Source organism: Streptomyces sp. NPDC008125 (genome assembly GCF_042957125.1).
Taxonomy (GTDB): domain Bacteria; phylum Actinomycetota; class Actinomycetes; order Streptomycetales; family Streptomycetaceae; genus Streptomyces.
Map to the genome: position 1 here is coordinate 30,460 of NZ_JBIBHR010000004.1, position 26,027 is coordinate 56,486.

The 26,027-nt window shown below is 72.4% G+C and carries 21 protein-coding genes; 9 read left to right on the plus strand and 12 right to left on the minus strand.

Translation table 11 applies throughout. The features are described 5' to 3' along the window. Nucleotides 1-176: 176 nt before the first annotated feature. Complete coding sequence (locus ACFZAX_RS07975) at nucleotides 177-1,691, minus strand: DHA2 family efflux MFS transporter permease subunit (RefSeq protein ID WP_390960117.1); 1,515 nt, start codon at nucleotides 1,689-1,691, stop codon at nucleotides 177-179. A gap of 187 nt (nucleotides 1,692-1,878) precedes the next feature. Here ACFZAX_RS07975 and ACFZAX_RS07980 point away from each other — a divergent pair, with 187 nt between their 5' ends. Continuing rightward, nucleotides 1,879-2,883 carry a beta-ketoacyl-ACP synthase 3 gene (locus tag ACFZAX_RS07980; RefSeq protein WP_390960118.1) on the plus strand — a complete coding sequence of 335 codons (1,005 nt, stop codon included), beginning with the start codon at nucleotides 1,879-1,881 and terminating at the stop codon, nucleotides 2,881-2,883. A 3-nt stretch (nucleotides 2,884-2,886) separates the two neighbouring features. Here ACFZAX_RS07980 and ACFZAX_RS07985 read toward each other — a convergent pair whose 3' ends face one another. Continuing rightward, a complete protein-coding gene (locus ACFZAX_RS07985) occupies nucleotides 2,887-6,231 on the minus strand; it encodes a BTAD domain-containing putative transcriptional regulator (RefSeq protein ID WP_390960119.1) in 3,345 nt (1,114 codons plus the stop codon). Nucleotides 6,232-6,585: 354 nt separating this feature from the next. On the opposite strand from ACFZAX_RS07985, the gene ACFZAX_RS07990 reads away from it, so the two are divergent. Next, on the plus strand, nucleotides 6,586-8,187 hold the full coding sequence (locus tag ACFZAX_RS07990; RefSeq protein WP_390960120.1) for a hypothetical protein: 1,602 nt from the start codon (nucleotides 6,586-6,588) through the stop codon (nucleotides 8,185-8,187). Between the two features lie 79 nt (nucleotides 8,188-8,266). On the opposite strand, the gene ACFZAX_RS07995 is transcribed toward ACFZAX_RS07990, so the two are convergent. Together ACFZAX_RS07995 and ACFZAX_RS08000 are read right to left on the minus strand one after the other, a co-directional pair. After that, nucleotides 8,267-8,617, minus strand: a complete 351-nt coding sequence (locus ACFZAX_RS07995) for a hypothetical protein (RefSeq protein WP_390960121.1) — start codon at nucleotides 8,615-8,617, stop codon at nucleotides 8,267-8,269. A 209-nt stretch (nucleotides 8,618-8,826) separates the two neighbouring features. Then, nucleotides 8,827-9,747 carry a helix-turn-helix domain-containing protein gene (locus ACFZAX_RS08000; RefSeq protein WP_390960122.1) on the minus strand — a complete coding sequence of 307 codons (921 nt, stop codon included), beginning with the start codon at nucleotides 9,745-9,747 and terminating at the stop codon, nucleotides 8,827-8,829. Nucleotides 9,748-9,919: 172 nt separating this feature from the next. Here ACFZAX_RS08000 and ACFZAX_RS08005 point away from each other — a divergent pair, with 172 nt between their 5' ends. After that, nucleotides 9,920-11,338, plus strand: coding sequence for an MFS transporter (locus ACFZAX_RS08005; RefSeq protein WP_390960123.1), 1,419 nt, complete (start codon nucleotides 9,920-9,922; stop codon nucleotides 11,336-11,338). A 579-nt stretch (nucleotides 11,339-11,917) separates the two neighbouring features. Here ACFZAX_RS08005 and ACFZAX_RS08010 read toward each other — a convergent pair. Then, the gene (locus tag ACFZAX_RS08010) at nucleotides 11,918-12,829 is read right to left on the minus strand and encodes a helix-turn-helix domain-containing protein (protein WP_390960124.1); all 912 of its coding nucleotides are present in this window, start codon (nucleotides 12,827-12,829) and stop codon (nucleotides 11,918-11,920) included. 199 nt (nucleotides 12,830-13,028) lie between these two features. Here ACFZAX_RS08010 and ACFZAX_RS08015 point away from each other — a divergent pair, with 199 nt between their 5' ends. Next, complete coding sequence (locus ACFZAX_RS08015) at nucleotides 13,029-13,790, plus strand: SDR family NAD(P)-dependent oxidoreductase (protein WP_390960125.1); 762 nt, start codon at nucleotides 13,029-13,031, stop codon at nucleotides 13,788-13,790. Nucleotides 13,791-13,996: 206 nt separating this feature from the next. On the opposite strand, the gene ACFZAX_RS08020 is transcribed toward ACFZAX_RS08015, so the two are convergent. The 3 genes from ACFZAX_RS08020 to ACFZAX_RS08030 all read right to left on the minus strand — a co-directional run bounded on the left by ACFZAX_RS08020 (nucleotide 13,997) and on the right by ACFZAX_RS08030 (nucleotide 16,122). Beyond that, nucleotides 13,997-14,653, minus strand: a complete 657-nt coding sequence (locus tag ACFZAX_RS08020; RefSeq protein WP_390960126.1) for a GPP34 family phosphoprotein — start codon at nucleotides 14,651-14,653, stop codon at nucleotides 13,997-13,999. A gap of 147 nt (nucleotides 14,654-14,800) precedes the next feature. Further along, nucleotides 14,801-15,943 carry a glycosyltransferase gene (locus ACFZAX_RS08025; protein WP_390960127.1) on the minus strand — a complete coding sequence of 381 codons (1,143 nt, stop codon included), beginning with the start codon at nucleotides 15,941-15,943 and terminating at the stop codon, nucleotides 14,801-14,803. Next, entirely contained in the window at nucleotides 15,904-16,122 is a 219-nt protein-coding gene (locus ACFZAX_RS08030) for a hypothetical protein (protein WP_390960128.1), read from the minus strand. Before ACFZAX_RS08030 ends, ACFZAX_RS08025 begins: the two co-directional genes overlap by 40 nt. A gap of 266 nt (nucleotides 16,123-16,388) precedes the next feature. Here ACFZAX_RS08030 and ACFZAX_RS08035 point away from each other — a divergent pair, with 266 nt between their 5' ends. Further along, nucleotides 16,389-17,039: an FCD domain-containing protein gene (locus ACFZAX_RS08035; RefSeq protein WP_390960129.1), complete on the plus strand. Its 651-nt coding sequence runs from the start codon at nucleotides 16,389-16,391 to the stop codon at nucleotides 17,037-17,039. Between the two features lie 64 nt (nucleotides 17,040-17,103). On the opposite strand, the gene ACFZAX_RS08040 is transcribed toward ACFZAX_RS08035, so the two are convergent. Further along, nucleotides 17,104-18,381, minus strand: coding sequence for a M6 family metalloprotease domain-containing protein (locus ACFZAX_RS08040; RefSeq protein ID WP_390960130.1), 1,278 nt, complete (start codon nucleotides 18,379-18,381; stop codon nucleotides 17,104-17,106). A gap of 265 nt (nucleotides 18,382-18,646) precedes the next feature. Here ACFZAX_RS08040 and ACFZAX_RS08045 point away from each other — a divergent pair, with 265 nt between their 5' ends. Together ACFZAX_RS08045 and ACFZAX_RS08050 are read left to right on the plus strand one after the other, a co-directional pair. Beyond that, a complete protein-coding gene (locus ACFZAX_RS08045) occupies nucleotides 18,647-19,303 on the plus strand; it encodes a TetR family transcriptional regulator (RefSeq protein ID WP_390960131.1) in 657 nt (218 codons plus the stop codon). Between the two features lie 466 nt (nucleotides 19,304-19,769). Then, entirely contained in the window at nucleotides 19,770-21,305 is a 1,536-nt protein-coding gene (locus ACFZAX_RS08050) for a DHA2 family efflux MFS transporter permease subunit (protein WP_390960132.1), read from the plus strand. Between the two features lie 217 nt (nucleotides 21,306-21,522). Here the strand turns inward: ACFZAX_RS08050 and ACFZAX_RS08055 are convergent, their stop codons facing one another. Next, on the minus strand, nucleotides 21,523-22,026 hold the full coding sequence (locus ACFZAX_RS08055; protein ID WP_390960133.1) for a MarR family transcriptional regulator: 504 nt from the start codon (nucleotides 22,024-22,026) through the stop codon (nucleotides 21,523-21,525). Nucleotides 22,027-22,117: 91 nt separating this feature from the next. Here ACFZAX_RS08055 and ACFZAX_RS08060 point away from each other — a divergent pair, with 91 nt between their 5' ends. After that, the gene (locus ACFZAX_RS08060; RefSeq protein ID WP_390960134.1) at nucleotides 22,118-22,900 is read left to right on the plus strand and encodes a dioxygenase; all 783 of its coding nucleotides are present in this window, start codon (nucleotides 22,118-22,120) and stop codon (nucleotides 22,898-22,900) included. Nucleotides 22,901-22,967: 67 nt separating this feature from the next. Here the strand turns inward: ACFZAX_RS08060 and ACFZAX_RS08065 are convergent, their stop codons facing one another. After that, nucleotides 22,968-23,501 (minus strand): GNAT family N-acetyltransferase, encoded by a 534-nt coding sequence (locus ACFZAX_RS08065; protein ID WP_390960135.1) that lies wholly within the window; start codon nucleotides 23,499-23,501, stop codon nucleotides 22,968-22,970. Nucleotides 23,502-23,649: 148 nt separating this feature from the next. Between ACFZAX_RS08065 and ACFZAX_RS08070 the strand changes: the two genes are divergently transcribed. After that, the gene (locus tag ACFZAX_RS08070) at nucleotides 23,650-24,648 is read left to right on the plus strand and encodes a sigma-70 family RNA polymerase sigma factor (RefSeq protein WP_327177369.1); all 999 of its coding nucleotides are present in this window, start codon (nucleotides 23,650-23,652) and stop codon (nucleotides 24,646-24,648) included. Nucleotides 24,649-24,915: 267 nt separating this feature from the next. Here ACFZAX_RS08070 and ACFZAX_RS08075 read toward each other — a convergent pair whose 3' ends face one another. Continuing rightward, nucleotides 24,916-25,659: a DUF6227 family protein gene (locus ACFZAX_RS08075; RefSeq protein WP_390960136.1), complete on the minus strand. Its 744-nt coding sequence runs from the start codon at nucleotides 25,657-25,659 to the stop codon at nucleotides 24,916-24,918. Nucleotides 25,660-26,027 lie beyond the last annotated feature (368 nt).

The following is a 26,027-nucleotide window of genomic DNA, read 5'->3' on the forward strand; positions in this document are numbered from 1 at the left end:
GGGCGTTTGTGGGGGGGGGGGGGGGCGCGGGGGGGGGGGGGCGGCGGGGGGGGGGGGGCGGGGGGGGGGGCCCCCCCGGGGGGGGGGGGGCGGGGGGGCCCCCCCCCCCCCGCCGGGGCCGGCCGCGGCCACGGGGTAGGGAGAACCGCGGTCGGAGCTCGGGGTGGAGCGTCGGGTCAGCCGCGGTCCGCAGCGGGGACGCCCTCGGCGGACGGCGTGCCCGCCTCGGTGGAGGCGGCCTTGGCGGCGGCCTCGGCCTGTGCCCGCATGTAGGCCTGGATCTGCGCCTGGGTCTCGGCGATCTGCGCCATCGACTTCTTGGTGAACATCCAGAACGCCGGCACCCCGGACGCGGCGATGAAGATGCCCGCGAGCAGGAAGGCGTTGAGGTACGGCTGCGGCGTGCTCAGGTCACCCGCGGCGAACACCGCCGCCATCGCGGCGACACCGACCAAGCCGCCGAACTGCCGTGCGGTGGTGGCCATACCGGTACCGGTGGCGAACTTCAGCGGGTGCACGGAGATGGACGCCGCGGTCGTCACGCTGGTGAGCCCGGCACCGATCACCGCGCCGCCGAGTGCGCCGTACGGCAGCCACAGGGCCAGGAACTCCCGGTCGGAGCCGAGGCCGGTGTACGCCCAGATGCTCAGCGCGAGGAAGACGACGGCGGCCACGATGACCACCGGACGCTGCTTCTCGGGCTTCAGGCGGCGGCCGATCGTGATGGCGGCGACCGCGGAGAGCACCGCGCCGGGGGTGACGGCGAGACCGGCCTTGAGCACGGAGTAGTGCCAGATCGTGGTGAGGTACAGCGGCCCGGAGAGGAACCAGACGAACAGGCCGGCACCCAGGAAGAAGGCGGTGAGGTTGGCCGCCGCGAACATCGGTGTACGCCACAGCCCGGTCTCCACGGCCGGGGCGGGGTGCTTGCCGGAGCGCTGGAGCGAGAAGGCCATGAGGAGGAGACCGACGCCGATCCAGATCCACGTCGTGGCCGCGTCCCAGCCCCAGTCGCCGGCCTTGGTGAGGCCGATGACGACACCGGCGATACCGAGGGTGATGGTGGCCGTGCCGACCAGGTCGGGAATCTTGGTCGGCTCCGTCGCGCGATTGGGCAGGCTCATGGCGCCGTAGATCACGAACAGGCCGATCGGGATGTTCAGGAAGAACACCACGCGCCAGTCGATCTCACTGACCAGCAGACCGCCCAGCGCGGGTCCGGCGGCGGCGGCCAGGGAACCGGCCGCTCCCCAGATGCCGATGGCCTCGGAACGCTTCTCCGCGGGCGTCTCGGAGAGGACGAGTCCGAGTGCGGAGGGGATCATGCCGGCCGCGCCGATGCCCTGGATCGCACGGGCGGCGATGAGGAGTTCCACGTTCGGCGCGAGGGCGCAGGCGAGGGACGCCAGGGTGAACAGCCCGACCGACCACAGGAACAGCTTGCGCCGGCCCAGGATGTCGGCGAAGCGCCCGGCCGGGGTCAGCAGGGCGGCGAACAGGATGCCGTAACTGGTCACCACCCAGGTCAGGTCGGTGACGGACTCCTTGGGGAAGTCCGCGCGCAGGGCCGGGAAGGCCACATTGACGATCGTCGTGTCGAGGAAGGCCATGAACGTGGCTGCCGACGTGAGCAGCAGTGTCTTCCCCGCAGTCGACTGCTCGGCGCGAGACGCAAGCGGTACTGAGGTCACCTGTCGATCCTTCCAATTAACATTCCGTGAGTATGTGAGTACATACCATCAGTATGTGACTGTCAAGCGGAAACCGCGCATGCGGTTGTCGCGTTGTCACGCGGGGTGGCGCCGTCCGGCGCGTAACCCATGCGAAGGAGTAAGGAGCAGGCAAGGACGCAGTTGCGAGCGACGACAGGAGTCCCGTGTGAACACCACGCACGCCGCGCACGTCCCCGGGCCGGACCGTCACCATGCGGTCCTGCTCGGCATCGGGGGCTACCGGCCCCGACGGATCGTCACCAACGAGGAGATCTGCCGCACCCTGGACTCGTCACCCGACTGGATCCTGCGCCGCAGCGGCATCCGGACACGCTGCTTCGCCGGTCCTGACGAGACGCTGGCGGAGATGGGGGCCGCCGCGGCGGGGAAGGCACTCGCCGACGCCGGCATCGCACCGGACGAGGTCGACCAGGTGCTGGTCGCCACCATGTCGGACATCGGCGGGGCGGGCACCGGGGCGGCGGCGAACACGCTCGCCGCGGAGATAGGCCGCCGCCTCGGCGTGCCGGGTCCTGCCTGGCAGGTCGCCGCCGCCTGTGCCGGATTCGCCGTGGGGATCGCCATGGCGTCCGCGTCCGTCGCGACGGGTCAGGCCCGCACCTGCCTGATCATCGGAGTGGAGCGAATGTCGGACATCGTCGACCCGCAGGACCGCTCCACCGCCTTCCTGTTCTCGGACGGGGCGGGCGCGGCCGTGGTGGGACGCGGTACGGAGCCGGGCATCGGGCCCGTGGTGTGGGGCACGGATCCCGCGCTGCGCGAGGCGATCACCGTACGCGAGGAGCCGGAGTACGGCGGGCCCGTCATCCGCATGCAGGGTTCCTCGGTCTTCCGCTGGGCGGTGACGCAACTGCCCGGTCTGGTGGAGGAGGTGCTGGACCGTGCCGGTCTCGGACCCGGCGACGTCCAGGCGTTCGTCCCGCACCAGGCGAACCTGCGCATCATCGAGGCGGTCACGGAGAGCGTGGGCTTCCCCGCCGAGGTCGCCGTGGCCCGCGACATCGTGGACCAGGGGAACACCTCGGCGGCGTCCATCCCCCTCGCCCTCGACCGCATGCGCACCTCCGGGGCCCTGCGGAAGGGCGACCTGGCGGTACTGATCGGCTTCGGGGCCGGCCTCACGTACGCCGGGATGGTGGTGCGCGTCTGAGCGTCACCTGCGCCCTGTACCCAGCAGGGTCCGCAGGGTGTCCGCCTCCGGGACGGCGAGGGGCCCGGCCAGCCGCAGCGCCCGGTGCCAGGGGCGGTCCGGGCGGCCGTGCCCCGGTACGGTGTCGGCGGCGCGGCCCCAGGACAGCAGGGCCCGCACCTCACCCAGGGGGTGGCCCGCCGCCCGGTACAGCGCGGAGGCCTTGCGGTACTTGGCGATGGCCGCCGCGCACCGCCCGGACGCCAGTGCGCAGTCCGCCTCCAGGACGAGCAACTGCGCCGTGACCAGGCGCATGTCGCACTCCTGGAGGATCCGCCTGGTACGCCGGCCGGCTGCCAGCGCCTCCTCGTACAGGCCGAGCCGTATGTACGTCTCCGCGCTCGCGGCCTGGGCACGCGCCGAGCCCTGCCGGTAGTTGATCCGGTCCGCGAGCAGCCGCGCCTTGCCGAAGCTGCGCATGGCCACGTCCGTGTGCTCGGCGGCGGCCTCGACCACGCCCAGCCGGATCAGGCAGTCCGCCTCGATGCGGGGGTCCGACAGGTACGGGATGGCGACATGCGCCTCCCGCGCGGCGATCACCGCCCGGGCGTGCTCCCCGAGGTCGCTGAAGAGCGCCGCCCGGCAGGTCAGCGCCATGGCCACGCCCTCGAGGAAGTCCACGTCACGGCTTGTGCGAATCGCCAGTTCGCACCACTGGCCGGCCTCGGCGTACTGCCCCAGCTGGCGCAGCGACAGGGCGATGTAGACGGGCAGACGGATCTGCCCGAACCGGGAGCCCGCCCGCTCCGCCAGTTCGAGGGAGCGGCGGAAACCGCGCAGGGCGGACACCGGGTCGCCCGCGTCGTAGTCGTTACGGGCCAGCCGGCCCACAATGTTGGCCTGCCCCGCCAGGTCGCCGAGGCTCTCGTGAATGTGCAGCGCGGCGCCCAGGTACCGGTTCGCCAGCCCGATCGCCCCGACCGACCAGTACGACCGGCCGAGAACCGCCAGGGAGAGCGCCTCCCCCGCCTGCCAGGACGCGCCCCGGCTGACGGCGAGCGCCTCCCGGGCCAGCTTCTGCTCGCTGGAGAACCGGCCCTTGCGGTACCGCGTGTCCGCGATGTTGAGCAGCATCGCCGTGTTCGCCCGCTCGTTCCCCAGCTTGGCGGCTGCGCTCTGCGCCGCCTCCACGGCCGCCGACCAGTCGTCGCCGCCCGGATGCAGCCGGATGTAGCCGACCATCGTGTCGGCCAGCCGCCAGCTCGCAGGACCGAGACCGAGCTCGGACGCGAGCTTGACGGCGGCGCAGAGATTGGACTTCTCCCGGTCCAGCCAGGCCATGACGTCCTCGCTGTCGCCGCTGTCCGGGCGGCCGGGGCGGTCCGGGCCGTACGGGCCGGTCTCCACGGGGTCCGGTTCCGGCGGCGGCGGACCGGCCGGGAGGAAGGAGGCGGCGCCCTCACCCCGGTGCACCTCCGACATCTGGATGCCGCCGGCGCTGCTGACCCGCTCCACCGACTGCCTGTACCACTCCAGAAGTCGCAGCAGGACGTCCCGGCGCACCGCCCACGGGTCCTCGTCGGACGCGCGCTCGACCGCGTACTCCTTGACCATGGTGTGCATGCGGTACTGACGCGGGGCGTACTCGGACAGCAGGTTGGCCCGCACCAGCGCGTCGATGTGCTCCTCCAGCAGGGCGAACGACTTTTCCACCAGCGCCGCCACCGTGTCCCGCCCGAACTCGGTACCCGGAAGGACGCCCAGCTGTCGGAACAGCTGCCGCTGGTGCGCCCCCAACTTGCCGTACGACAGGTCCATCGCCCCACGCGTGTCCGGGCTGCTGCCGGGAGGAACCCGCGCGAGCACCTGGTCCAGCCGCTCGTCGGGATGGTTCGCGGCGTAGGCGCCGCTGAGCCGCACGGTCAGCGGAAGCTGCCCGGAGGCCCGTACGATGCCGGCCGCCGCCTCCGGCTCGCTCGCCACGCGGGCGCTGCCGACCAGCGAAGCCAGCAGCGCGAGCGCCGACGGGGTGTCCAGCGCGTCCAGCAGCACCTCACCGGCGTAGTAGGCCGCGGTCAGCCCCGGCATCCGCTCCCGGCAGGTCACCACGACCGCACTGCCGTCGACGCTGGGCGGCAGCAGGTGGCGCACCTGGTCGGGCCCCGCCGCGTCGTCCAGCACGATCAGCACCCGGCGGGTGACGAGTAACGTCCGGTACAGGGCGGCCCGTTCGCCGAGGCCGAACGGGATGTCCGCGGCCGGAAGCCCCAGCGCGAGCAGCGCCTGGGCGAGCGCCTCGACCGGTTCGAGGGGCGGGAGATGCGGCTCGTAGCCCCGCAACGTCACGAAGAACTGCCCGTCGGGGAAGTACGCCTGGGCCTGCTGCGCCCATTGCAGCGCCAGCGTCGTCTTCCCGGCCCCGGCCATGCCGCTGATCACGGCGAGGTTGCTGCCCTGCGGTGCGGTGGTGGCAGTGGTCGCGGCGGTTCCGGCGGCTGACCGCTGAGGGGTCAACATCACGTCCAGCTCGTGCAGTTCATGCTCCCGGCCCGCGAAGTACCCGGCGAACCGGGGCATGCGCAGCCTGTCGCGGGCCCGCGTGGCGCCGGGGCGGGCGTTGTCCCAGCTCTCCGACGGCCGTTCCGGGTTCAGCAGCCGTTCACCGGCGTTGCGCAGCGCCTCGCCGGGACGCGTCGACAGCTCGCTGGCCAGTCGCTCCCGCGCCGCCTCGTACGTCCGCAGAGCGGCGGCCGGGTTTCCGATGTCCCGGTGGGCCAGGACCAGCCGGAGCGTCAGCTCCTCGTCGTACGGACGTTCCTCGGTCATCCGCTGGAGCTGGTCGAGGATCTCGTGGGATCGGCCGAGGCTCAACTGGGCGTCGAAGTAGTCCAGCAGGACGGCCTGCCGCTCGCCGTCCAGGGTTGTGCGCAGCGCTTCGACGTAGGTTCCCAGCAGGTCGCCCAGCGCGGCGCCGGACCACTGCGCGAGCGCCGACCGCAGGAGCCGGCAGCGCTCTTCGTCGTCCCGGACCGTGGCGGCCCGGGAGGCGCGGGAACGGAACCGGTACAGGTCCACGGCCGACGGGTCGACCCGCAGCACGTATCCACCGGCCTGGGACAGCAGCGCGGGACGTCCGGGGGCGGAGGCAAGGACCTTGCGTAACCGGGTGGCGTAACCGGCGAGCGTGTTGCGCGACTGCCGTGGCGGGTGGTCGTCCCACACGAACTCGGCGAGCCGGTTGCTCGGCACCACGTTGTTCACATCCACCAGCAGCATGGCCAGCAGGCTGCGCTGCCGCGCGTGTCCGATGTCGAGATCGCGCTCTCCGGCCAATGCACGTACCGGTCCCAGAACCCGCAGGTCGATCACAGTGGACTCCACTCAAGAGGTCGACGGTCGCCAAGTGGCTGCCAAGGCGGATGCGCGGTGCATGGCCAAGACTTGTCGAACGTATGGAGGAGGGTGGGAACTTTGTGCTTTGTGTGGTGAACGTAACGCCGGGGTCCGCAGGTCCTGCGGATAAGGGATTCCGCCTCGTTCCACCTGCCCGCGCGTACCCGGGGCGGCTCGTGGGCCGACGTGCGGAGCGGCGTTACGCCTTTCGGCTCATCCCTGCGGACCCGCGTCGGCCACGGCTGAAACCTCACGGCGGGTGGGGGATTCTCGGGCGGAGTTCCGGAGGTTCCCCGGAACCCACAGCCCGCAGGGTTCCGGAGGAGAGCGATGAGCAACGGTCCGCAGACCACGGACGGCGCGCGGGTCACGACGGCCGGCCCGAGCGGCTCGGTGCCGCAGGGAGAGCCGGCCCCGCGGGCGGAGGCGGTCCCGCGAGGCGGCACCGTCCCACCGGCCGCCGCCCGCTCCGCCCGGCCGTCCCGCCGGTACCGGTCGGACCGCCGGTCCCGCCGGCCCCGGGGCGAGGTGGCGGTCGCCGTCGTGGCCGGTGCGTTCACGCTGGCCCAACTCCTCCTCGTACGACCGGGGATGGGCCTCGGCTGGGACGAGTCGGTCTACGTCAGCCAGGTCGCCGGCCACGCTCCCGCCTCGTTCTTCAGCGCCCCGCGGGCCCGGGGCGTTCCGCTGCTGGTGGCGCCGGTCGCGACCTGGTCCTCGTCGACCGCCTTGCTCCGGGTCTACCTGGCCGTCCTGTCCGGCCTCGGCCTCTTCCTCGCGGTCCGCGCCTGGCGGGGCGTCCTCCCCGCGCGGGTGCTCGCGACCGCGGGTGCCCTGTTCGCCACCCTGTGGGTGACGCTCTTCTACGGTCCGCAGGCCATGCCCAACTACTGGGTCGCCGTCGGCGCCCTGGCCGGTACCGGCTGTTTCCTGCGCGCCCGCGCGGACCGCTCCGACCGCGCGGCCCTCCGGGGTATCGGCCTGAGCGCCGCGCTGATGGCCTGGATGCGGCCCATGGACGCGGTGTGGGCGGTGCTCCCCCTGCTCGTCCTGCTGGTGTGCGTACGGCAGTGGCGCCGCCCGGCCCTGCTGGTGGCGCTGGGCGGCGGGCTCGCGGCAGGGGCGGCAGAGTGGGTGGTCGAGGCGTACGTCGCCCACGGAGGGCTCGCGCAGCGCCTGGCCGACGCGTCCCGCATCCAGGGCGGCCTCGGCTGGAACATCGCGGTGGTGGACCACCTGCGCGCACTCGGCGGACGCACCCTGTGCCGGCCGTGCGCCGGTGCGGTTCCCCCCGTCGCGGAGACGCTCTGGTGGTTCGCCCTGCCGCTGCTCGCCGCCCTCGCGGTCAGGGCCGCGGTCCGCGCGGGCCGCCCGGCCGTCACGCTCGTACCGCTGGCCTGCGCCGCCTCGGCGGCCTTCCCGTACCTCTTCCTGATCGGCTACGCGGCTCCCCGCTTCCTGATGCCGGCCTACGCGCTGCTCAGCGTGCCGGTCGCCGGACTGGTGGTGCACGCGGTGCGGACGCCCGGGCGGACGGGCCGGCCGCTGACCGTGACCCTGCTGGTCCTCGTACTGGCCGGGCACCTGGCCGCGCAGCTCGTGGTGCTGCACAACACCGTGCGCCGCACCACGGCGGCCCGACAGGAGTGGGCCGCTGTCGCCGACGGGCTGCACCGGCTCGGCGTCCGCCCGCCCTGCCTGATCACCGGCAAGGAGTACGTCCCGATCGCGTTCTACGCGGGGTGCTCCTCCGCGGCGGCCGGCGGCCACGACGCCAACACCACGACGGCCGGTATCCGGCGGACCGCCGAGCGGCTGCCCACCGCCGTGCTGGTGGCACCGGGCGGCGGACCGCCCGGCTACGCACGGTCCTGGACGCCGCACCGGACGGCCGGCCTGCGGGTGTACGTGGCGCCCACGGCCGGTCGCTGAACTTCCCCGCGTCCGGGCAGACTCGGGAGGCCGCGCTCACTTTTACCGCGGCCGTCCGGGCAGGCTCGGGAGGCCGCACTCACCCCACCGCGGCTTCGCACTCCTCGCACCGCCGGATCGCCTGGCGGTCCGTGTTCCCCTCGGTCGCGGTCGCCGGGCAGCTGCTGCTCAACCGGTCCCAGAGCCCGGTCGGCGGCGCGGGAATCCAGCCCCAGCGGGGGGCGGTCACCAGCTCCTCGGTCAGACGGGCACACGCTCCGGGGAGGTGCGCGTACCGCCGCGGGGAGATGAGGATCGTGTCGGCGGGAAAGGTCCGCCACTCCTGCCGGGGCGGGGCGGCCGGGCGCTCCCCCGGCGCGGAGCCGTCGGGCGGGCAGCAGCAGCCCAGTCCGATGACCAGCTCACAACGGTCGCAGCACTTCTGTCGCACGTGTCTCGCTCCCACCTCGCGCCGGCGTCCTCATCAGGGGACGAGCGGTTCGTCGCATTCCGGAAATCCTGGCGACGGGTAGAACGCCCGCACGCAGGGCCGGTCACGGTGCGTTGCTCCGCCGGGGGAGGGACGGACAGGCTGCCCGGCCCGCCCGGGACGGGGGTGGGGGCCTGCGACGGGTGGGGTCCGGGGAGCGCCGCCCGTACCTACCGCAGCCCGTCCGCGCCCGTCTCCGTCGCGTCGGTCTGCCGCGACCCGGAGCGGCGGGCGCGGTCCGTCTCGGCGGTCAGGCTCGACAGCAGGCTCAGCGCCGCCTCGGAGGGGGAGCCCTCGGGGGCGGTGTAGAGCAGCATCCGGTGGCCGGTGTTGTCGGAGAGGTGGAGGTTCTCGAAGTCCAGGGTCATCGGGCCCACCACCGGGTGGTGCAGCGACTTGGTCCCCACGGTGCAGTCCCGCACCGGGTGTTTCGACCAGAGGCCGGCGAAGTCGGGGCTCTGCAGCATGAGTGAGCCGATGAGCCCGGCGAGCGCGCTGTCCTCGGGATTGCGGCCCGCGACCAGGCGCATCGCGGCCAGGGCCACCCGTGCCTCCTTGGTCCACTCCGTGTACAGCTCGCGGGTGTGCGGGTCCAGGAAGAGCATCCGGGTGAGGTTGGGGCGGTCCGCCGGGGTGTCCGGGCTCCGCACGTCCAGGTGGCCGGCGAGCAGGGCGTGGCCGAGCGCGTTCCAGGCGAGGACGTCGTTGCGCCCGTCCAGCACCACGGCCGGCACCAGCGGCATCGAGTCGATCAGCCGCCGGGTGGTGGCGCGCACGGACTCCGGGCGGTGCGGCGTGGCCCGCTTCGCCTTCGGCGGGCGGGCCAGGTCGCGCAGATGGGCGTGCTCGTCGGGGGTGAGGCGCAGGGCGCGGGCTAGGGAGTCGAGGACGCTGTCCGAGGCGTTGGAGCTCTGCCCCTGCTCCAGATGCGTGTAGTACGTGATGCTCACCCCGGCCAGCAGGGCGAGCTCCTCGCGCCGCAGCCCCGGAACCCGCCTGCGGGTGCCGTGACTCGGCAGGCCGACGTCCTCCGGCTGGAGCCGCGCGCGGCGGTTGCGGAGGAAGTCGCCCAGGGCCGTGGGAGTGTCCATGCGTCCCAGTGTGCCCGTGCGACGGCCGCGGCGGGGCCCCGAAGGTGGCCCTGCCAGTGATACCTTCCGCGACGCCAGCAGAACCAGGGGGCTGGGTAACTCCCTTGCACAGGACGAGAGTCGCTCTCCAGGACGACCACCGACGGTGGTCGGCGACGGAGGGATGTGCGTGATGGCCGTAGCCGAGGGTGTACGGGCGGGGGAGGGGCCGGTCCGACTGGACGGGCGACTCCGCCTCGTCCTTTTGGTGCTGCTGGTCGCCCAGTTCATGCTGGCGGTGGACTTCTCGATCCTCAACGTGGCGTTGCCCGTGATCGGCGACGGGCTGGGCTTCTCGCTGTCGGGCCTCCAGTGGATCGCGACCTCGTTCGCGCTGGCCGCGGCCGGGTTCACGCTGCTGTTCGGCCGGATCGCCGACCTGTTCGGCCGGCGGCGGCTGTTCCTGGTGGGCCTCGCCGTGCTGGGGCTCTCGTCCCTGGTGGGCGGACTGGCCCAGAGCCCCGACATGCTCATCGTGGCCCGGGTGTTCCAGGGCCTCGCGACGGCCGCCGTGACGCCCGCTGGTCTTTCGCTGCTCACGACGTCGTTCCCCGAGGGGCCGCTGCGGCAGAAGGCGCTCGGGCTGAACGGTGCCCTGATGTCGGCGGGGTTCACGACGGGCGCGATCCTGGGCGGAGTCCTGACCGACCTCCTCTCCTGGCGCTGGTCCTTCTTCATCAACGTGCCCGTGGCAGTCGCGGTGCTGGCGATCGCCCCGACGGTCATCAAGGAGTCCCGTCCGGCCGTCCGCCCGAAGCTGGACGTGCCCGGCGCGGTCTCGGTGACACTGGGGCTGCTGGCGCTGGTCTTCGGGCTGACGCAGGCCGGTGAGCACGGCTGGGGATCGGGCGCCGCGCTCGGCTGGCTGGCCTCGGGCGTGGTGCTGCTGCTGGTCTTCTACGCGGTGGAATCCAGGGCGCCGGAGCCGCTGCTGCCGGTGTCGGTGCTGAAGAAGCGGACGGTGGCCTGGGGGAACGTGGCGGGCGCCATCGCGTTCCTCACGGAGACCAGCCTGGTCTTCCTGATGACCCTGTACCTCCAGGAGGTGCTCGGGTTCTCGCCGCTGACCGCCGGCCTGTCGTTCGGCGTGCTGGGAGTCGGCACGGTGGTGGGCGGTTCGATCGCGCCCCGGGTGATCGGCGCGACCTCGACCCGGTCGACGCTGCTGATCGGCGGTGTCCTCCAGGCGGTGGCCACCCTGTCCCTGGTCGGCCTCGGAGGGACCAGCGGCTCGATGGGGCTGCTGCTGGCGGCGACCTTCGCCGGCGGGGTGGGGAACATGCTGGTGATCGTCGGCTTCATGGTCACGGCCACCACCGGCCTCGCCGACCACGAACAGGGCATGGCGACCGGTCTGGCGACGATGACCCAGCAGATCGGCATCACGATGGGCACCCCGATCATGTCGGCCATCGCCGCGGCGAACACGGACATCCACGACGGGATCACGACCGCGGTGATCGTGAACACGGCAGTGGTGGTCCTCGGAATCCTGACCTCCTTCCTCTTCCTGCGGACCCGGAAGCCCGCCGTGGAAGGCCAGTTCGGCTGAGCCGGGAGCAACGGCGAGCAGCCGCGACCACCTCGTGGCGCGGCGCCCCGACGACGGACGTACGCAGGCGGGCGGTACCCGTACCCAAGTGTCCCGGCCATCGGGTGCCGCCCGCCCGCCCACCGGAGGAAGGAACTCCTGATGGCGACGCCCCTGGTACCGAATGGCGTGGGAACCCCCGGACCCGTCCCGGTGCACGGCGGGGAGATACGGATCCCCTCCCCGGCCGGCCCCCTCCCCCGCCTCGCTGCGCGACCGGCCCGGCCCGGCCCTTTTCCGGCTCACCGCCACGGAGCACGGCGGCACGCCCCGGCCGAGTACGCCCTGACCGCCCGCACCCTCCCTCACGCCACCACGACTCGGCGAAGGAGCCACCATGGCCGCTCCCGAACCCTCAAGCAAAGCCCACGCCGATCGTCAGCACCCTGGCGCCCGACTTGGCCGACCGCCACCGCTCGTACGAGCTGCCGGCCGACGCCTTCGGCCTCGCCACGGAGTCCCGAGCCGCACCGGTCGCGGCCCGGCTCCGCCGCGGCGGTGCCGGTCCCGGGGCGGCCGTGAGCGTCGCGGCCGTGGGCGTCACGGTCGCGGCGGGGGCGGCTTCCGGGAGGGCGTCTCGTGCGCGGGGCCGTCGGGCCGGTGCGCAGGACTGCCGGGCTCGTGCGCGGGGCCGTCGGGCTCGTCCCCGAGGGCGGCGAGGAGCCGCAGCTTCTCGTCGCTCTCGCTGTCCTTGTCGGGGTAGTAGACGACGAGGATGACGTCGTCGACGGGGAGTTTGTCGCGGTGCAGCCGGAGTTCACCGACCACGGGGTGGTGGACGGTGGTGGTGCCCCCGTCGAGGGCGCGGACGTCGTGCCGGGCCCACAGGGTGCGGAACCGCCGGCTGGACAGAGCGAGTTCCCCGACGAGTTCGACGTACCGGGGGTTGTCGGTGTCGTCCCCGATGGTGGTGCGCAAGGCGGCGACGAAGTCGGCGGTGGCCTTCGTCCAGTCCTGGTGGAACGCCTGCTCCTCGGGATCGAGGAGCAGCGAGAGCAGCCGGTTGTGGCCGGGCCGCAGGCGCGGGGAGAGGGCGACGGCCATGGGGTTGGAGGCCAGCACGTCGAAGGCCCGTCCCTCCACGAACGCCGGGACCGTGAGGTGCGCGAGGAGCTGGTGCACCCGCGCCGGTACGTGCTCCGGGCGCTTGCGGCGCGGCGCCCTGGGGCGGTCCGCCGAGAGCCCGAGCAGATACGTCCGCTCGACGTCGTCGAGCCTCAGGACGCGCGCGAGCGAGGCGAGGACCTGGGGCGACGGGTTCCTGTCGCGGCCCCGTTCCAGGCGCAGGTAGTAGTCGGGGCTGATCCCGGCGAGCAGGGCGACCTCCTCGCGGCGCAGACCGGGTACCCGGCGGTTGCCGCCGGGCGGGATGCCCGCCAGCTCCGGGGAGACCAGCTCACGCCGGGCACGGAGGTAGCTGCCGAGCTGATTGCCGGATTCCTCGTCCTTCATGGATCCACCGTAATGCGGGGCGCCCGTCCCCGAGGGGGCCCTGGCAGGACCAGGGAGGACGGGGGTACTGCCCCGCCCGGCCGGTGGCGCGAAGACTTGCGGCAGCCCTGTCCGCCAGGACAGGAACCACTGCTGAAAGGCCCCGCGGGTGTTCTGCCCCCCGTGGCACCGCGGGTGCCCCGAACCGAAGGACGACCTCATGGATCTCTCCCACCGCACCGTTCTCGTCGTCGGCGGGACGTCCGGCATCGGCCGGGAACTGGCCCGGCGGTTCGCCGCGGCGGGCAGCACCGTGGCCGTCGGCGGGCGAAGCGCCGAGGCGCTCGCCGAACTCTCCGACGAAGGCTTCGGCACCTTCGCCGTCGATGTCACCGACGGTGCCTCCGTGGCCGCCGCCCGCGACGCCGTACTCGCCCGGTACCCCGGGCTGGACACCGTGGTGACCATGTCGGGCGTCATGCTCCTGGAGGACCTGCGCGACCCGGCGCACTTCGAGGCGGCGCGGACGACGATCGACACCAACCTGGTCGGCACCATCCGGGTCGTCGACGCCTTCACCCCGCACCTGGTCGGGCGCGGTGCCGGCACCTTCGTCACCGTCACCTCCGGCATCGCCTTCCTGCCGTTCCCCCCGATGCCCAGCTACGCCGCGTCGAAGGCCGCGGTGCACGCCTACTCCGAGGCACTGCGCGCACAGCTGGACGGCACGGGCGTCGGTGTCGTCGAGCTCGTCCCCCCGGCCGTCGCCACGGCGGGGCAGGAGAAGGTGAACCCCCAGGCGCTGCCGCTCGACGCCTTCGCGACCGAGGTCATGGGCCTGCTCGCACAGAACCCCACCCCCGACGAGATCCTGGTCGAGCGGGTTCTCACGCACCGTTGGGCCGAGCGCGACGGTACGTACGACGACCTCGTCGCGAAGCGCTCCCAGGCCCTCGCGATGCTCCCCGGCCGCCGGAGCTGAGCCCCACCACCGGAGCCGAGCCCCACCACGGGAGCCGAGCTCCGACCACGGGAGCCGAGCTCCGACCACCGTTAGCCGAGCCCCGTCCTCGCGTCGATTCCGGCGACGGATCCTGCGGGTGGACCACGGGAGTGGATCACGGAGTGGATCACGGGAGTGGATCACGGGGTGGATCCCGCGGGCGGGTCACGGGGGCAGCCGCCGGTTCAGCCCGCCGCGATACCCGGGATGCTCACCAGCAGCGTGGTCAGGGCGGCGAGCGCCGCCGAGACGGCCTCGCCCACCGCTTCGGACGCGCCCGTCTTCGCGGCCGGCTCGCCCATGCGCTCCCTCACCGCGGCGGGGTCAACGTCCGGCAGGGCGTGGGCGTGCAGGCCGGCGTGGTGGAGGAGCGTGATCAGCTCTCCGGTCTCCGGTCCGGCCGGCGCCCCGTCGAGCACCACCCCGGCCAGCTCGCCGCGCAGGGCCTCCGGCACCGAGGCGTCGATGACCGGGTAGCGGTAGGAGCCGAAGGCGCCGAGCAGCTTGCGGCCCTCCCGGCGGATCACGCCCTTGGCCTGGAGCCCGTCGTACGCGGCGGTGACCGCCTGGTCGCGCACGGCCAGCAGCCAGGCCTGCGGCCGGGCCTCGGGATGTTCACGGACCTGAGCCGCCACGGCGGCGGCGAGCGGCTCCCGGGGGTCCGGACGGCCGGCGGCGACGAGCCCGCCGCCCTCGGCCACCACCCCACCGCAGCGCACGAGTTGGAGGAGCGGAGCCGCCGCGACCGCAGCGCCCACCCGGAGGGGGTCGTGCGGTGTGCCGTCCCGCTGGTCCAGTCCGAGCAGCACGATCCGCTCGCCGACCGTCAGTCCCGTGTCCATCGGGCCCCTCTTCCCTCGCTGCTCGCGACGCGCTCGCGCCGTGCCCCGGACTTTCCCTCATGACGACGCGCACCTCCACCGCCTCGACGCGGCCACCCACGTCCAGGCCGCGCTGCTCGCCCGGGACAAGGGCCGGATCGGAGGGGTTCAGTCCCGCTGCCGGACGGCCTCTTCTCCCCGCCCCGCCCCTCCTTCTCCGCGTCCCGCCCCTCCTTCTCCGCGTCCCGCCCCTTCCGCGAGTCCCGCCCTCTCCGCCAGCCCCGTCAGCAGCCGTATCCGACGGGGCTGGACGGCGGGCAGCAGGGCGGTGGCGCGGCGGGCGTGCTCGGGGCGGGCGCAGAGAAGGTTGCGGGCGAGCGCGAAGCGGCCCCGGTCGGGCACGAGGACCAGCTCCTCGAAGAGTCTGCCCGTCCCCCCGACCACCCGGTCGATCTCGTCCCCGAGGTCGCCGTGCCAGTCCACGGGACGTACGAAGCCCCCGTCCCGCACCATCTGTGCGTACCACTCCCGCATGTCCTCCCGGCAGGCGGCGCGGAAGGTGTCGTCGTGCAGCCCCGTCCGCAACTCCCCCAGCAGTGCGTGCGCGGCCCGGGCGTCGTCGAGGTGGACCAGCGGCATCCGGTGGGGCCGGGCCATCAGGTGTCGTCGGGTGCCGCTGTCCGTGAGGAGGGCCGCGGAGGGCTCCAGCGCGGTGGCGAAGGCGTGGCCCGCGTCGGTGAGGCGCAGCCAGAGATCCCAGTCCTCCAATCCCGGGTCCGTGAGCCAGCCGCCCACCGACTCCACGATCCCGCTCCGGTGCGCCACCCGGGATGGCTCGAACATCGGCCCCATCAACTGGAGTTGCGGGTGCCAGCAGCAGGAGAGCGGCGGAAGGCCGGCGGTGACACGCCCGGCCGCGTCCTGGTACTCGCACCCGGTGGCCGCCAAGTCGGCTCCGCTCTCCAGGAGTTCGAGGACGGTGCTGAGGTGGTGCGGGTACCAGGTGTCGTCGTGGTCGAGGTAGGCGGTGTACGCGCCCCGGGCCTCGGCCAGTCCGGCGTTCCGCGGGCCGCTCGGGTGGCCGGTCCGGTCGAGACGGATCAGCCGCACCCGGGAGTCCTCCCGGACGGCCCGCGCCACCCACGCCTCGGTGTCGTCGTCGGAGCCGTCCGAGACGACCAGGAGCTCCCAGTCCTCGACCGTCTGGGCCCGGACGGAATCGATGGTCCGGGTGATCGCCTCCGACCGGTTGTACGTCGGGCAGACCACGGTCACCCGTGGCGCGCGGCGGTGTGCGGTGCGGTGTTCCACGGCTTTCGCCCTCCCTCGTGCACGGTCACCGGAACGGCAGCGCGGCGGGGCCCGCCGGCCGCCGCGCCCAGGACGAGCAGGACCCCGTCGGCGCCGGACGCCAGGTCGGTGGAGAGCCGGAGGTTCTCGTGGCCGGGGAAGGCGGGCCGCCCGTCGTACCCCACACGGTAGAGGTCCACCACCTCCGGCAGACGCGGGGGCGGCTCCTCGCCGAGCCGCCGCGGGGTGAGCGCGTACCCCTGTCCGCCGTCCGGCCGAGGGCCCCGTGCCGGTGGTGGGCAGGGCGCGTCCGGGTTCCCCGGGGCGCGCGGCGGGTCGGGATTCCTGGCTCGCCTCTTCGGCCCCGGCTCCCCGTCCCGCGCCCCGCCCTGTCGGTGACAGAATTGACGACAATCCTGTTGGCCTAGATTGAGCGTCGACAAGCACTCACCCAGGGAGGGCACGAATGCCGAACGAAGCCAGTCCGGGCAGCGGGGAGCAGGCCAAGCAACTGGCCCTGTCCCGGCTCCGGCAGGCGATTCTGCGGGGCGAGATGGCACCGGCACAGCGGCTGGTGGAGAACGAGCTCGCCGAGCAGTTCGGTGTGACACGGGCCAGCATCCGTGCGGCGTTGATCGACCTCGCCGCGGAGGGGCTCGTGGAGCGGATCCGTAACCGTGGGTCCCGGGTACGCGTGGTGACCGTGGAGGAGGCGGTGGCCATCACCGAGTGCCGCATGGCGCTCGAAGGGCTGTGCGCGGCCAAGGCGGCGGTCCTGGCCACCGGGGCGCAGCGCGAGGAGCTGACCGGCCTGGGCGAGGCGATGGCCAAGGCGGTGGCGGAGGGCGATCCTCTCACCTACTCCGAGTTGAACCACCAACTGCACACCTGTGTGCGGGAGTTCTCGGGGCAGCGGACCGCCGTGGAGCTCCTGGAGCGCCTCAACGGTCAACTGGTGCGTCACCAGTTCCAGTTGGCTTTGAGGCCCGGCCGCCCCCAGCAGTCCCTGAGTGAGCACCTGGCCGTGATCGAGGCGATCGTGGCCGGGGAACCGCAGGCGGCCGAGGAGGCCGTCCGCGCCCATCTCAGCAGCGTGATCGACGTGTTGCGCGACTGACCCGGATGTTCGGCGGGACGGGGCGTCCGGGCCCGCCCCCGTGTGGCGGCCGGACTTGGGCGGGTCAGGACCGGGTGATCCGGACCCGGTACTCGCCGTCGCCGTCCTCGCCGAGGACGGACACCCGGATGCCGTTGGCCCGGTCGGTGAAGGTCTCGCCCGGCTGGAACGGTGCGTCGGAGAGCTCGGCGTGCACATTGGGCCGCCGGGTACAGCCGCCGCTGTCGTCGGTGCTGTCGGCGACGGAGACCGGCCCCTGGCCCGTTTCCACGTCCGAGTCCACCTGGTAGATCAGCACCCCCGGCCGGCAGACCGCCTCGTCGTTCCCGGTGGGGGTGCGCACCTCGACGACGTACCCGGACTCCTCGCTCACCGGTACGACCGCGAGCTTCGTGCCCCCGTCCGTTTCGAGCGGTCCGAGCCTCTCCTCGATGGTGCCGGGTTCCGACGCACAGGCGATCTGCCCGTTGTCGAGCCAGCCCAGCTTCCATTTGTGCCAGCCGAGGAAGTCGTTGTTGGCGCCCCAGTCCTCGGACATGATGTCCCAGTGCCCGACGGAGCCGCCGCCCTCCGCGGTGTAGAGGTCGGGCAGACCGAAGACATGGCCGTTCTCGTGGGGGAGCACCCGGTAGCCGGTCCGGGCGTAGGAGCCCGAGCCGTCGTCCTGGCGGCTGTAGACGAACGAGGTGTTGGCCAGCGGTACCCCGTCGGCGCGCGGTGCCTCGTCGTTGTCGGGGAAGGTCACGGAGAGCACGGTGTCGAGGGCCGAGGGGCCCGCGTTCGGTGTGACCAGTATGTTGACCAGGTCGTACTGGGAGAAGTCCACCCGCGCGTCGGCGGCCTCGACGATGTCCGACACCAGTTGCCGGTAGCCGGGGTCGTACGGTGAACCGCGTTCTATGCCGTACTCCGCGAACGGCAGCGGCATCCGCAGCCAGCCCTTCACCGGCGCCTCGGGGACGTAGACGAGCCGTCCGTACGAGCTCCGGTGGAACCAGTCCGAGGTCTGCGGGAAGAACTCCGCCATCCGGTCCGCCGCGCTTCCGCTGCCCGGCGCGTCCGGGAAGTCGATCATGAGGTTCAGGGCGTGCACCGTGCCGGTGGAGTGGACGTATCCCGGCGGCGTCGGCAGGCCTTCCGACATCTGCACGCCCAGGGCGGCCGACATCCGGCACGGGCCGAGCGCGGACTCCCGGGTGAGGGGGGCCGGGCCCGCCGAAGCCTGGTTCGCGTCCGGCAGGGCGGTGCTCGCGGAGGCCAGCGAGGCGATGACCAGGGCGGTCGCCCCCGCGAGTGCGAGCGGGCGGCGACAGCTGCGTATCCCTCGGCGAGGGTGCTGCATGGGCGCGCCTCCGGGGTACCCGGCAGTCGGCCGACCCGGACTGCCTCTGGCGTCAGCCTCTGTCCGGCGGCCCCGGCCCGCTCGTTGGGTAAGCCGATCGGAGGGTTTTCCCGGTCGGGGCGAGCTGTGGCGCAGGTCACTTGTTCGAGCGAAATAACCGGGGACCCCTTCCCCGTTTGAACGTGTGTCCCCCGCGAAGTGGGGACGTGGTCCCCGGTTCACCCCGGAAGGCCGCCCGTACTCGTACACGGAGAAGGTCCACGTCGTGGAAACCGTCGCTCGAACCGCACCGGAATGCCGGCGCCGTACGTCCCGCCCGCGGGCCGACGCGCTGCGCAACCGCGAGCGGATCGTCACGGCCGCCCGGGAGATGTTCGTCGAACTCGGGCCGGACGTGCCCCTCGACGACGTCGCCCGGAGGGCCGGCGTCGGCAACGCCACGCTCTACCGGAACTTCCCCGACCGGGCCGCGCTGACCCACGAGGTCGTCCTCGCGGTCCTGTCCCGTACCGCCGACCGGGCCGAAGAGGCCATGGTCCAGGAGAGCGACCCGTTCGAGGCGCTCAGCCGCTTCGTGCACGCCGCGGCCGACGAACGGGTCGGGGCCCTGTGCCCCCTGCTCTCCGGTACGTTCGACAAAGCCCACCCCGAACTGCTCGCCGAACGCCGGCACCTCGAAGAGGCCGTCGAGGAACTCGTGCGTCAGGCCATGACCTCCGGGCGGTTGCGCACCGACATCGCGGTCGGCGACCTGATGATCGCCCTCTCCCAGCTCACCCGGCCCCTCCCCGGCGTCGCGTGCGTGGAGATCGACCAGTTCGCCCACCGTCACCTTCAACTGTTCCTGGACGGACTGCGGACCCCGGCCCGCTCCGAACTCCCCGGGACGGCAGCGACCTTGGAGGATTTGCGGCGCCGCTGACGGCGCGCGCACCCCCCCGATCCGCCGACCCGGACCCCCTGATGTCCGACGTTTTTCCGCTTCCCGACTTTTTCCCCCTGTTTCCTTCCGTTCTTCCCTGTATCTCTTTTCGCTTCCCACGGGACCGGCAACGTCGCCGGTGACCGGGGCCGGGCCGCGCACGGTCCGCACCCCGGGGGGAGAGCGCCCGCGCGGCGCCGCTCCCGCACCCGTGCCCGCCCGCCGCACCGGGCCCCCCCCCGACCGCCCGCCCCGCGTCCCGTGGAGCCCGTCCCGACAGCTTTACTGAACGATTCGTCTTCTTCGCCCGTGTACGGGTGCGTTCGCGCGCGCCCATCGCATTCCGCGCGTGCACCGCACGCACGTCCCACGCCCGCACCGCACGCACGTCCCGCGCGTGCACTGCACGAACCTTCGCGATCGGCGGTCCCGCCGATCCCGCGCATGTCCCGAGGTGGCTACTCCCATGTCCCAGACCCTGCCGAAGAACGCCGGAATCCCGGCTCCCGACCCCGGGCGGTGGAAGGCCCTGGCCTTCATCGCCCTCGCCCAGCTGATGGTCGTGCTCGACGCGACCATCGTGAACATCGCGCTGCCCAAGGCGCAGGTGGACCTCGGCATCTCCGACGCCAACAAGCAGTGGGTCATCACGGCCTACGCCCTCGCCTTCGGCGGGCTGCTGCTCTTCGGCGGCCGGATCTCCGACCTGTTCGGCCGCAAGCGGACCTTCACCATCGGCCTGATCGGCTTCGCGCTGGCCTCCGCGCTCGGTGGCGCGGCCACCGGGCAGGGGCTGCTGTTCGGCTCCCGCGCCCTCCAGGGCGTCTTCGGTGCGCTTCTCGCGCCCGCGGCCCTCTCGCTGCTCGCCGTGACGTTCACCGACGCCAAGGAGCGAGCCAAGGCGTTCGGCATCTTCGGTGCCATCGCCGGTGGTGGCGGTGCCGTCGGCCTGCTGCTCGGCGGCTTCCTCACCGACTCGCTGAACTGGCGCTGGACCTTCTTCGTCAACATCCCGTTCGCGGTCATCGCGGCGATCGGCGCGTACTTCTTCATCCGTGAGCCCGCCGGTACGCGCAACCGCTCCTCGCTCGACATCCCGGGCGTGCTGCTCTCCACCCTCGGCCTGGTCTCGCTGGTCTACGGCTTCACCCGCGCCGAGTCGGCCGGCTGGTCGGACACGCTGACGATCGGTTCGTTCGTCGCGGCCGTCGTGCTGCTCGCCGCCTTCATCGTGGTCGAGTCGCGCGTGAAGTCGCCGCTGCTGCCGCTCCGGGTGCTCGCCGACCGCACCCGCGGTGGCATCTACCTCTCGCTGGGCCTCGCCGTCATCGGCATGTTCGGCCTCTTCCTCTTCCTCACCTACTACCTCCAGGTGGTCAAGGGGTACAGCTCGCTGTCGACCGGCTTCGCCTTCCTGCCGATGGTCGCGGGCATGATCACGGGCTCCACGCAGATCGGCGCCCGACTGATGACCCGCGTCGCGCCGCGTCTGCTGATGGGGCCGGGCTTCCTGCTCGCCGCCGTCGGCATGCTGCTGCTGACCCGCCTGGAAATCGGCTCCTCGTACGCCGGCGTCATCCTGCCCGGCATGGTCCTGCTCGGCCTCGGCATGGGTACGGCGTTCATGCCGGCCATGTCCATGGCCACCCACGGCATCGAGCCGCGTGACGCGGGCGTCGCCTCCGCGATGGTCAACACCTCGCAGCAGGTCGGCGGCGCCATCGGTACCGCGCTGCTGAACACCATCGCCGCCAGCGCCACCACCGCGTTCATCACCGACCACGCGGCGGGCGCCACCAACCCGAAGCTGCTCCAGCTCCAGGCCCTGGTGGACGGCTACACCAGCGCGATCTGGTGGGCGGTCGGCATCCTCGTCGTCGCCTCCGCCATCGCCTTCACCTTCATCAACGCCGGCAAGCCCAACATGGGCCCGGTGAGCCAGGGTGGCGGCACGCGTGACGCCGAAGAGGACGAGTTCAAGATCCCGGTGATCGCGCACTGATCAGCTGAACCACTGGTCAGCTGAACCACTGGTCGGTCGAGACGCTGATCGGCCGAGACGCTGATCAGCTGAACCGCTGGTCGGTCGAGACGTTGGTCGGCCGAGATGCTGATCGCCGATCAGTGCCCGGCACTCCTGCCCCGGTCCCGCCGCTCGTGCGGCGGGACCGGGGCAGTTCCGTATCCGCTCCGCCGTATCCGTTCCCGTCGCGTCCGGGTCAGCGGAGCCAGGGCAGGTCCGCGTCCGAGCGGTCCGGCTGCAGTTCGGTGGCGAGGATCCCCATGATCTCCCCGAGCCTGTGCACCTGCTCGGGCGTGAGCCGGTCGAACACCGCCTGCCGGACGGCGGCGACATGGCCCGGCGCCGAGCGCCGCAGCATCGCGTGGCCCTCCTCGGTGAGCACCGCGTTCTGGCCGCGCCTGTCGGTCGGGCAGTCTTCCCGGCGCACCCAGCCGTTCTTCTCCAGCCGGGCGATGGCGTGCGAGAGGCGGGAGCGGGTGATCTTGGCGTCCTTCGCCAGCTCGGTCATCCTCAGCTGCCCCCCGGGCGACTGGGAGAGCTGGACGAGCAGTCCGTAGTAGAGGTGCGGCATGCCGGCGTCCCGCTGCAACTGGCGGTCGAGGTGGTCCTCCAGCAGCGTGGTGGTCTGGATGTAGGCGCGCCAGACGCGCTGCTCGTCGTCGGTGAGCCACCGGGTGCCGGTCGTGGGTGCCGTGGTCATGAGCCCACTGTACGACTTTCCTTGAAAGTTGAACTAGATCGCGTTACGGTCGTACCGATAAGAGCTTGAAGTTTCAAGGATGGGGAGCGACATGACCACCTCCGCCGAGCGCATGCCCGCTCTCTACCTCTCCCACGGCGCCCCGCCGCTCGCCGACGACCCGGTCTGGACCGGTGAGCTGGCCGCCTGGTCCGCCGACCTGCCCCGTCCCCGCGCGATCCTGATCGTCTCCGCCCACTGGGAGGAGGCCCCCCTCGCGATCGGCGCCACCACCACCGTGCCGCTCGTGTACGACTTCTGGGGTTTCCCCGAGCACTACTACCAGGTGGAGTACGCGGCCCCGGGCGCCCCGAAGCTGGCCGAGGACGTCCGCAAGCTGCTGCGCGCGGCGGGCACGCCGGTCCAGGACATCCCGGAGCGAGGCCTCGATCACGGGGCGTACGTGCCGCTGGTGGAGATGTTCCCCGGTGCCGACATCCCGGTCCTCCAGATCTCCATGCCCACCCTCGATCCGCGGAAGCTGATGGAGATCGGCCGCAAACTCGCCCCGCTGCGCGACGAAGGCGTGCTGATCGTGGGCAGCGGCTTCTTCACCCACAACCTCGCCGCGCTCCGGCACACCGGGGGCGGCATCCCGGGCTGGTCGGCGGAGTTCGACGACTGGGGGAACCGGGCCCTGCAGGCACAGGACGTCGACGCGCTGCTCGACTTCGAGCGGAAGTCCCCGGCCGGCCGCCTCGCCCACCCCCGTACCGAACATTTCGCGCCACTCTTCGTGACCCTGGGCGCCTCCGAGGGGGAGCTCGACCGGGGCCGCAGTGTGATCGACGGCTTCTGGCTGGGGCTGGCCAAGCGCTCGGTCCAGTTCGGCTGAGCCGGCGACCGTCCGGGCCGCCCCCGCCCGGACGGTCTCTGCAGCGGCTTCTCGGACCAGACGGTCCCTACAGCGGCTTCTCGAACCAGCTCACGTCCCAGTAGCGCCCGAACTTGCGCCCCACCTCGGTGTACGTGCCGAGCAGGCGGAAGCCGAAGGCCGCGTGGAGGCGCCCGGACGCCTCGTTCGGCTGCGCGATGCCCGCGTAGGCGCGGTGCAGGTCCTCCCCGGCCAGCGCCTCGAAGAGCGCCGTGTACAGCAGGGTCCCGATGCCCCGTCCCGTCGCGTCGGGCGCGCAGTAGACGCTGACCTCGACCGATGTCCCGTACGCCGCCTTGGGCCGGAACGCGCTGCTGGTGGCGTACCCCAGCACCCGGCGCCCGTCGGCCGATTCCGTACGGGTGTCCTCGGCGACGAGCAGGCGGTGGGGTCCGTGGGCCGGGTGGGCGCGCAGCCAGGGCAGGCGCTCCTCGGGGGCGAAGGGGGTGACGTCGAATGTGAGCGCGGTCTCACGGACGTAATGGTTGTAGATGTCCGTGAGCGCTTCCAGATCACCCTCCGTACCGGGTCTGACCTGCGTGTCCGAGGGTATGCGAGACATCTGTCCTCCTGTCGGCGGCCGACAGGGTACTGCATGATCGCGAAACTGAGGCCGGTGCTGGGGAATTCTGTCCGGATTCCAGTCGTTGTTTCCATCGGATGCAGGGCACCCGAAAGGGTGTCGCGACCTACTCAGCAAGGGAGCACGCATGGCAACCCGTGCCGTCGCCCGTCGTTCGTCACCCACCGGTGGGACCGAACGGGCCCGCAGTGTTCGCGGTGGAAGCGGAGAGATCGCCGACCGCGACCTGGTCGGCATGTACCTCGACGAGATCGCGCGAACACCCCTGCTCGACGCCGCCAAGGAGGTCGAGCTGTCGCAGACCATCGAGGCGGGTGTCTATGCCCGCAAGATCCTCGACGGTGAAGTGGAGAGCGACGCCGGTGGGGCGAAGCCCGAGGAACTGGAAGCGCTCTTCGCCGAGAGCGAGCGCGCCAAGGACGTCTTCATCCGCTCCAACCTCCGTCTCGTCGTCGCCGTGGCCCGCCGCTACCCCCGCGCGGGTCTGCCGCTGCTCGACCTGATCCAGGAAGGGAACGCCGGCCTGGTGCGCGCGGTCGAGAAGTTCGACTACGCCAAGGGCTTCAAGTTCTCCACGTACGCCACCTGGTGGATCCGCCAGGCCATCACCCGCTCGATAGCCGACCAGTCGCGCACGATCCGTCTCCCCGTCCACCTGGTGGAGGAGCTGGGCCGCATCCGCCGGGTCCAGCGCGAGTTCAACCGCGAGCACGGGCGCGACCCGGAGCACGCGGAGATCGCCGCCGAGCTGGGTTCCGACCCCGAGCGCGTGAGCAACGTCCTGGACTGGGCCCGCGACCCGGTCAGCCTCAACATGCCGGTCGACGACAACGGCGACACGCAGTTCGGCGACCTGCTGGAGGACACCTCCGCGGTCTCCCCCGAGCAGTCCGTCATGTCGCTGCTGCGCAGCGAGGAGCTGGAGGAGCTGATCGGCAAGCTCGACAACCGCACCGCCTCCATCATCCGGATGCGGTACGGCATCGAGGACGGCCGCGAGCGGACGCTGACCGAAGTGGGCAAGGAACACGGTCTGACGCGTGAGCGGATCCGCCAGATCGAGAAGCACGCGTTGGTCGAATTGAAGCGAATGGCGCGCGACACGGGCTTTGACGCTGCGGCGTGAGCCAATAACCCGTAATCTCCCCATCAAGCCGGTTCGCACCGGCCCGACGACCGGTCATCGCACCGGTCCCCTGAACCGAGTCCCGGCGCCCACCCCCCCCGGCGTCGGGGCTCGCTCATGTCCGGGGTCGTGTCCGGGGTCATGTCCGGGGTCGTGCGGGGGCCGGTTGCCCGGCTCTCCCCGGTGTCTCCGTCGTCCGGTGTCTCCGGTGTCTCCGGTGTCCCGGCGGCCCCGCCCCGTCGTTCTTCCGGCGCTCACCAGGGCTCGTCAGATGCGGGCGCGGTGCTCCATGGCGTCGCGGGCTGTCTGCTCGTCGGTGTAGACCTCGCACATGTGGCGGCCGTCCTCGGTCGCGGTGTGCTCGACCTCCCAGAGGCTGGTCTCGCTGCCGTCGAAGAGCAGGAACGCGTGCTCGTAGAGGGTGAACCCGGCGTCGTGGTCGCCCACCCGGAACTGCCGGCCGAAGATCTGGGTGATGTGGTGGGCGAAGGCCGAGCGCAGCAGCCGGGCCGTGGACCCGCCCGGGCGGTCCGGGTTCTCCGCGCGGCGCAGCACCCGGCGGGCGTGGTCGGCGCTGTTGTCCGGCGCGTACGTCCGCGGCCGGGGGCCCGGGGGAGCGGCCATCAGCGCGTTCAGGGTGTCCAGGTCGACGGTCGGCAGGTCCTCGGCGAACGCCGGGGCGTCCGCGAACACGCCGGTGACCCGGGCGGCGGCGACGTGCGCGTCCGCCTCCTCGTCGTACAGCTCGTGCTCTCGCGCGGTGGGAGCGTCCCGGCCGCCGCCGTGCACCAGCTCCCAGAGGCTCAGTGCGCTGCCGTCGGCGAGCAGGTAGGTGTGCCGGTACGTCTCGCGGTGCAGCTCCGCGCTGTGGTGCGAGGAGTGCAGGGTGCTGCTGTGCGCGAGAGCCGTGCCGAGCCGCTCGACCGTGCCGTCGGGCAGGTCGAAGGAGTTGAGGGCCCGTCGCAGGAGTCGGTCGAGGTGCTGCTCGGTTGTCTCGTACGGATCGCTCAAGGTGCTTTCTCCAGGCCGTTGCCGCATGTGACGTGGTGCGTGCTTAACGTAGTCCCTGGCTCCGACATCGTCGCCGGGGTTGGAAAAAACGTGGGAGGGCGACGGAAAGTTCCCGCCCCCGCCCGGAAGCTCCGCCGAACTGCCCGCCGGGCGGGGCGAGTCGGCGGGCGGTCCCGCACCCGCGCTTTCGCGGATACCCCCACGACAGGTGAGGGCCCATGGGGCCGGCCCTTTCCGCGGGCCGGAGGGTTCCTGCCGGACCGCGTCCGGTGAGCGTCGGGACGTTCGTCCGCCCCCGAGTCCCCGGTGCCGCGCGCCCCACCTCGTACGACCGCGTTCCGCCCCGTACGAAGCAGCCGTGAGCCGTA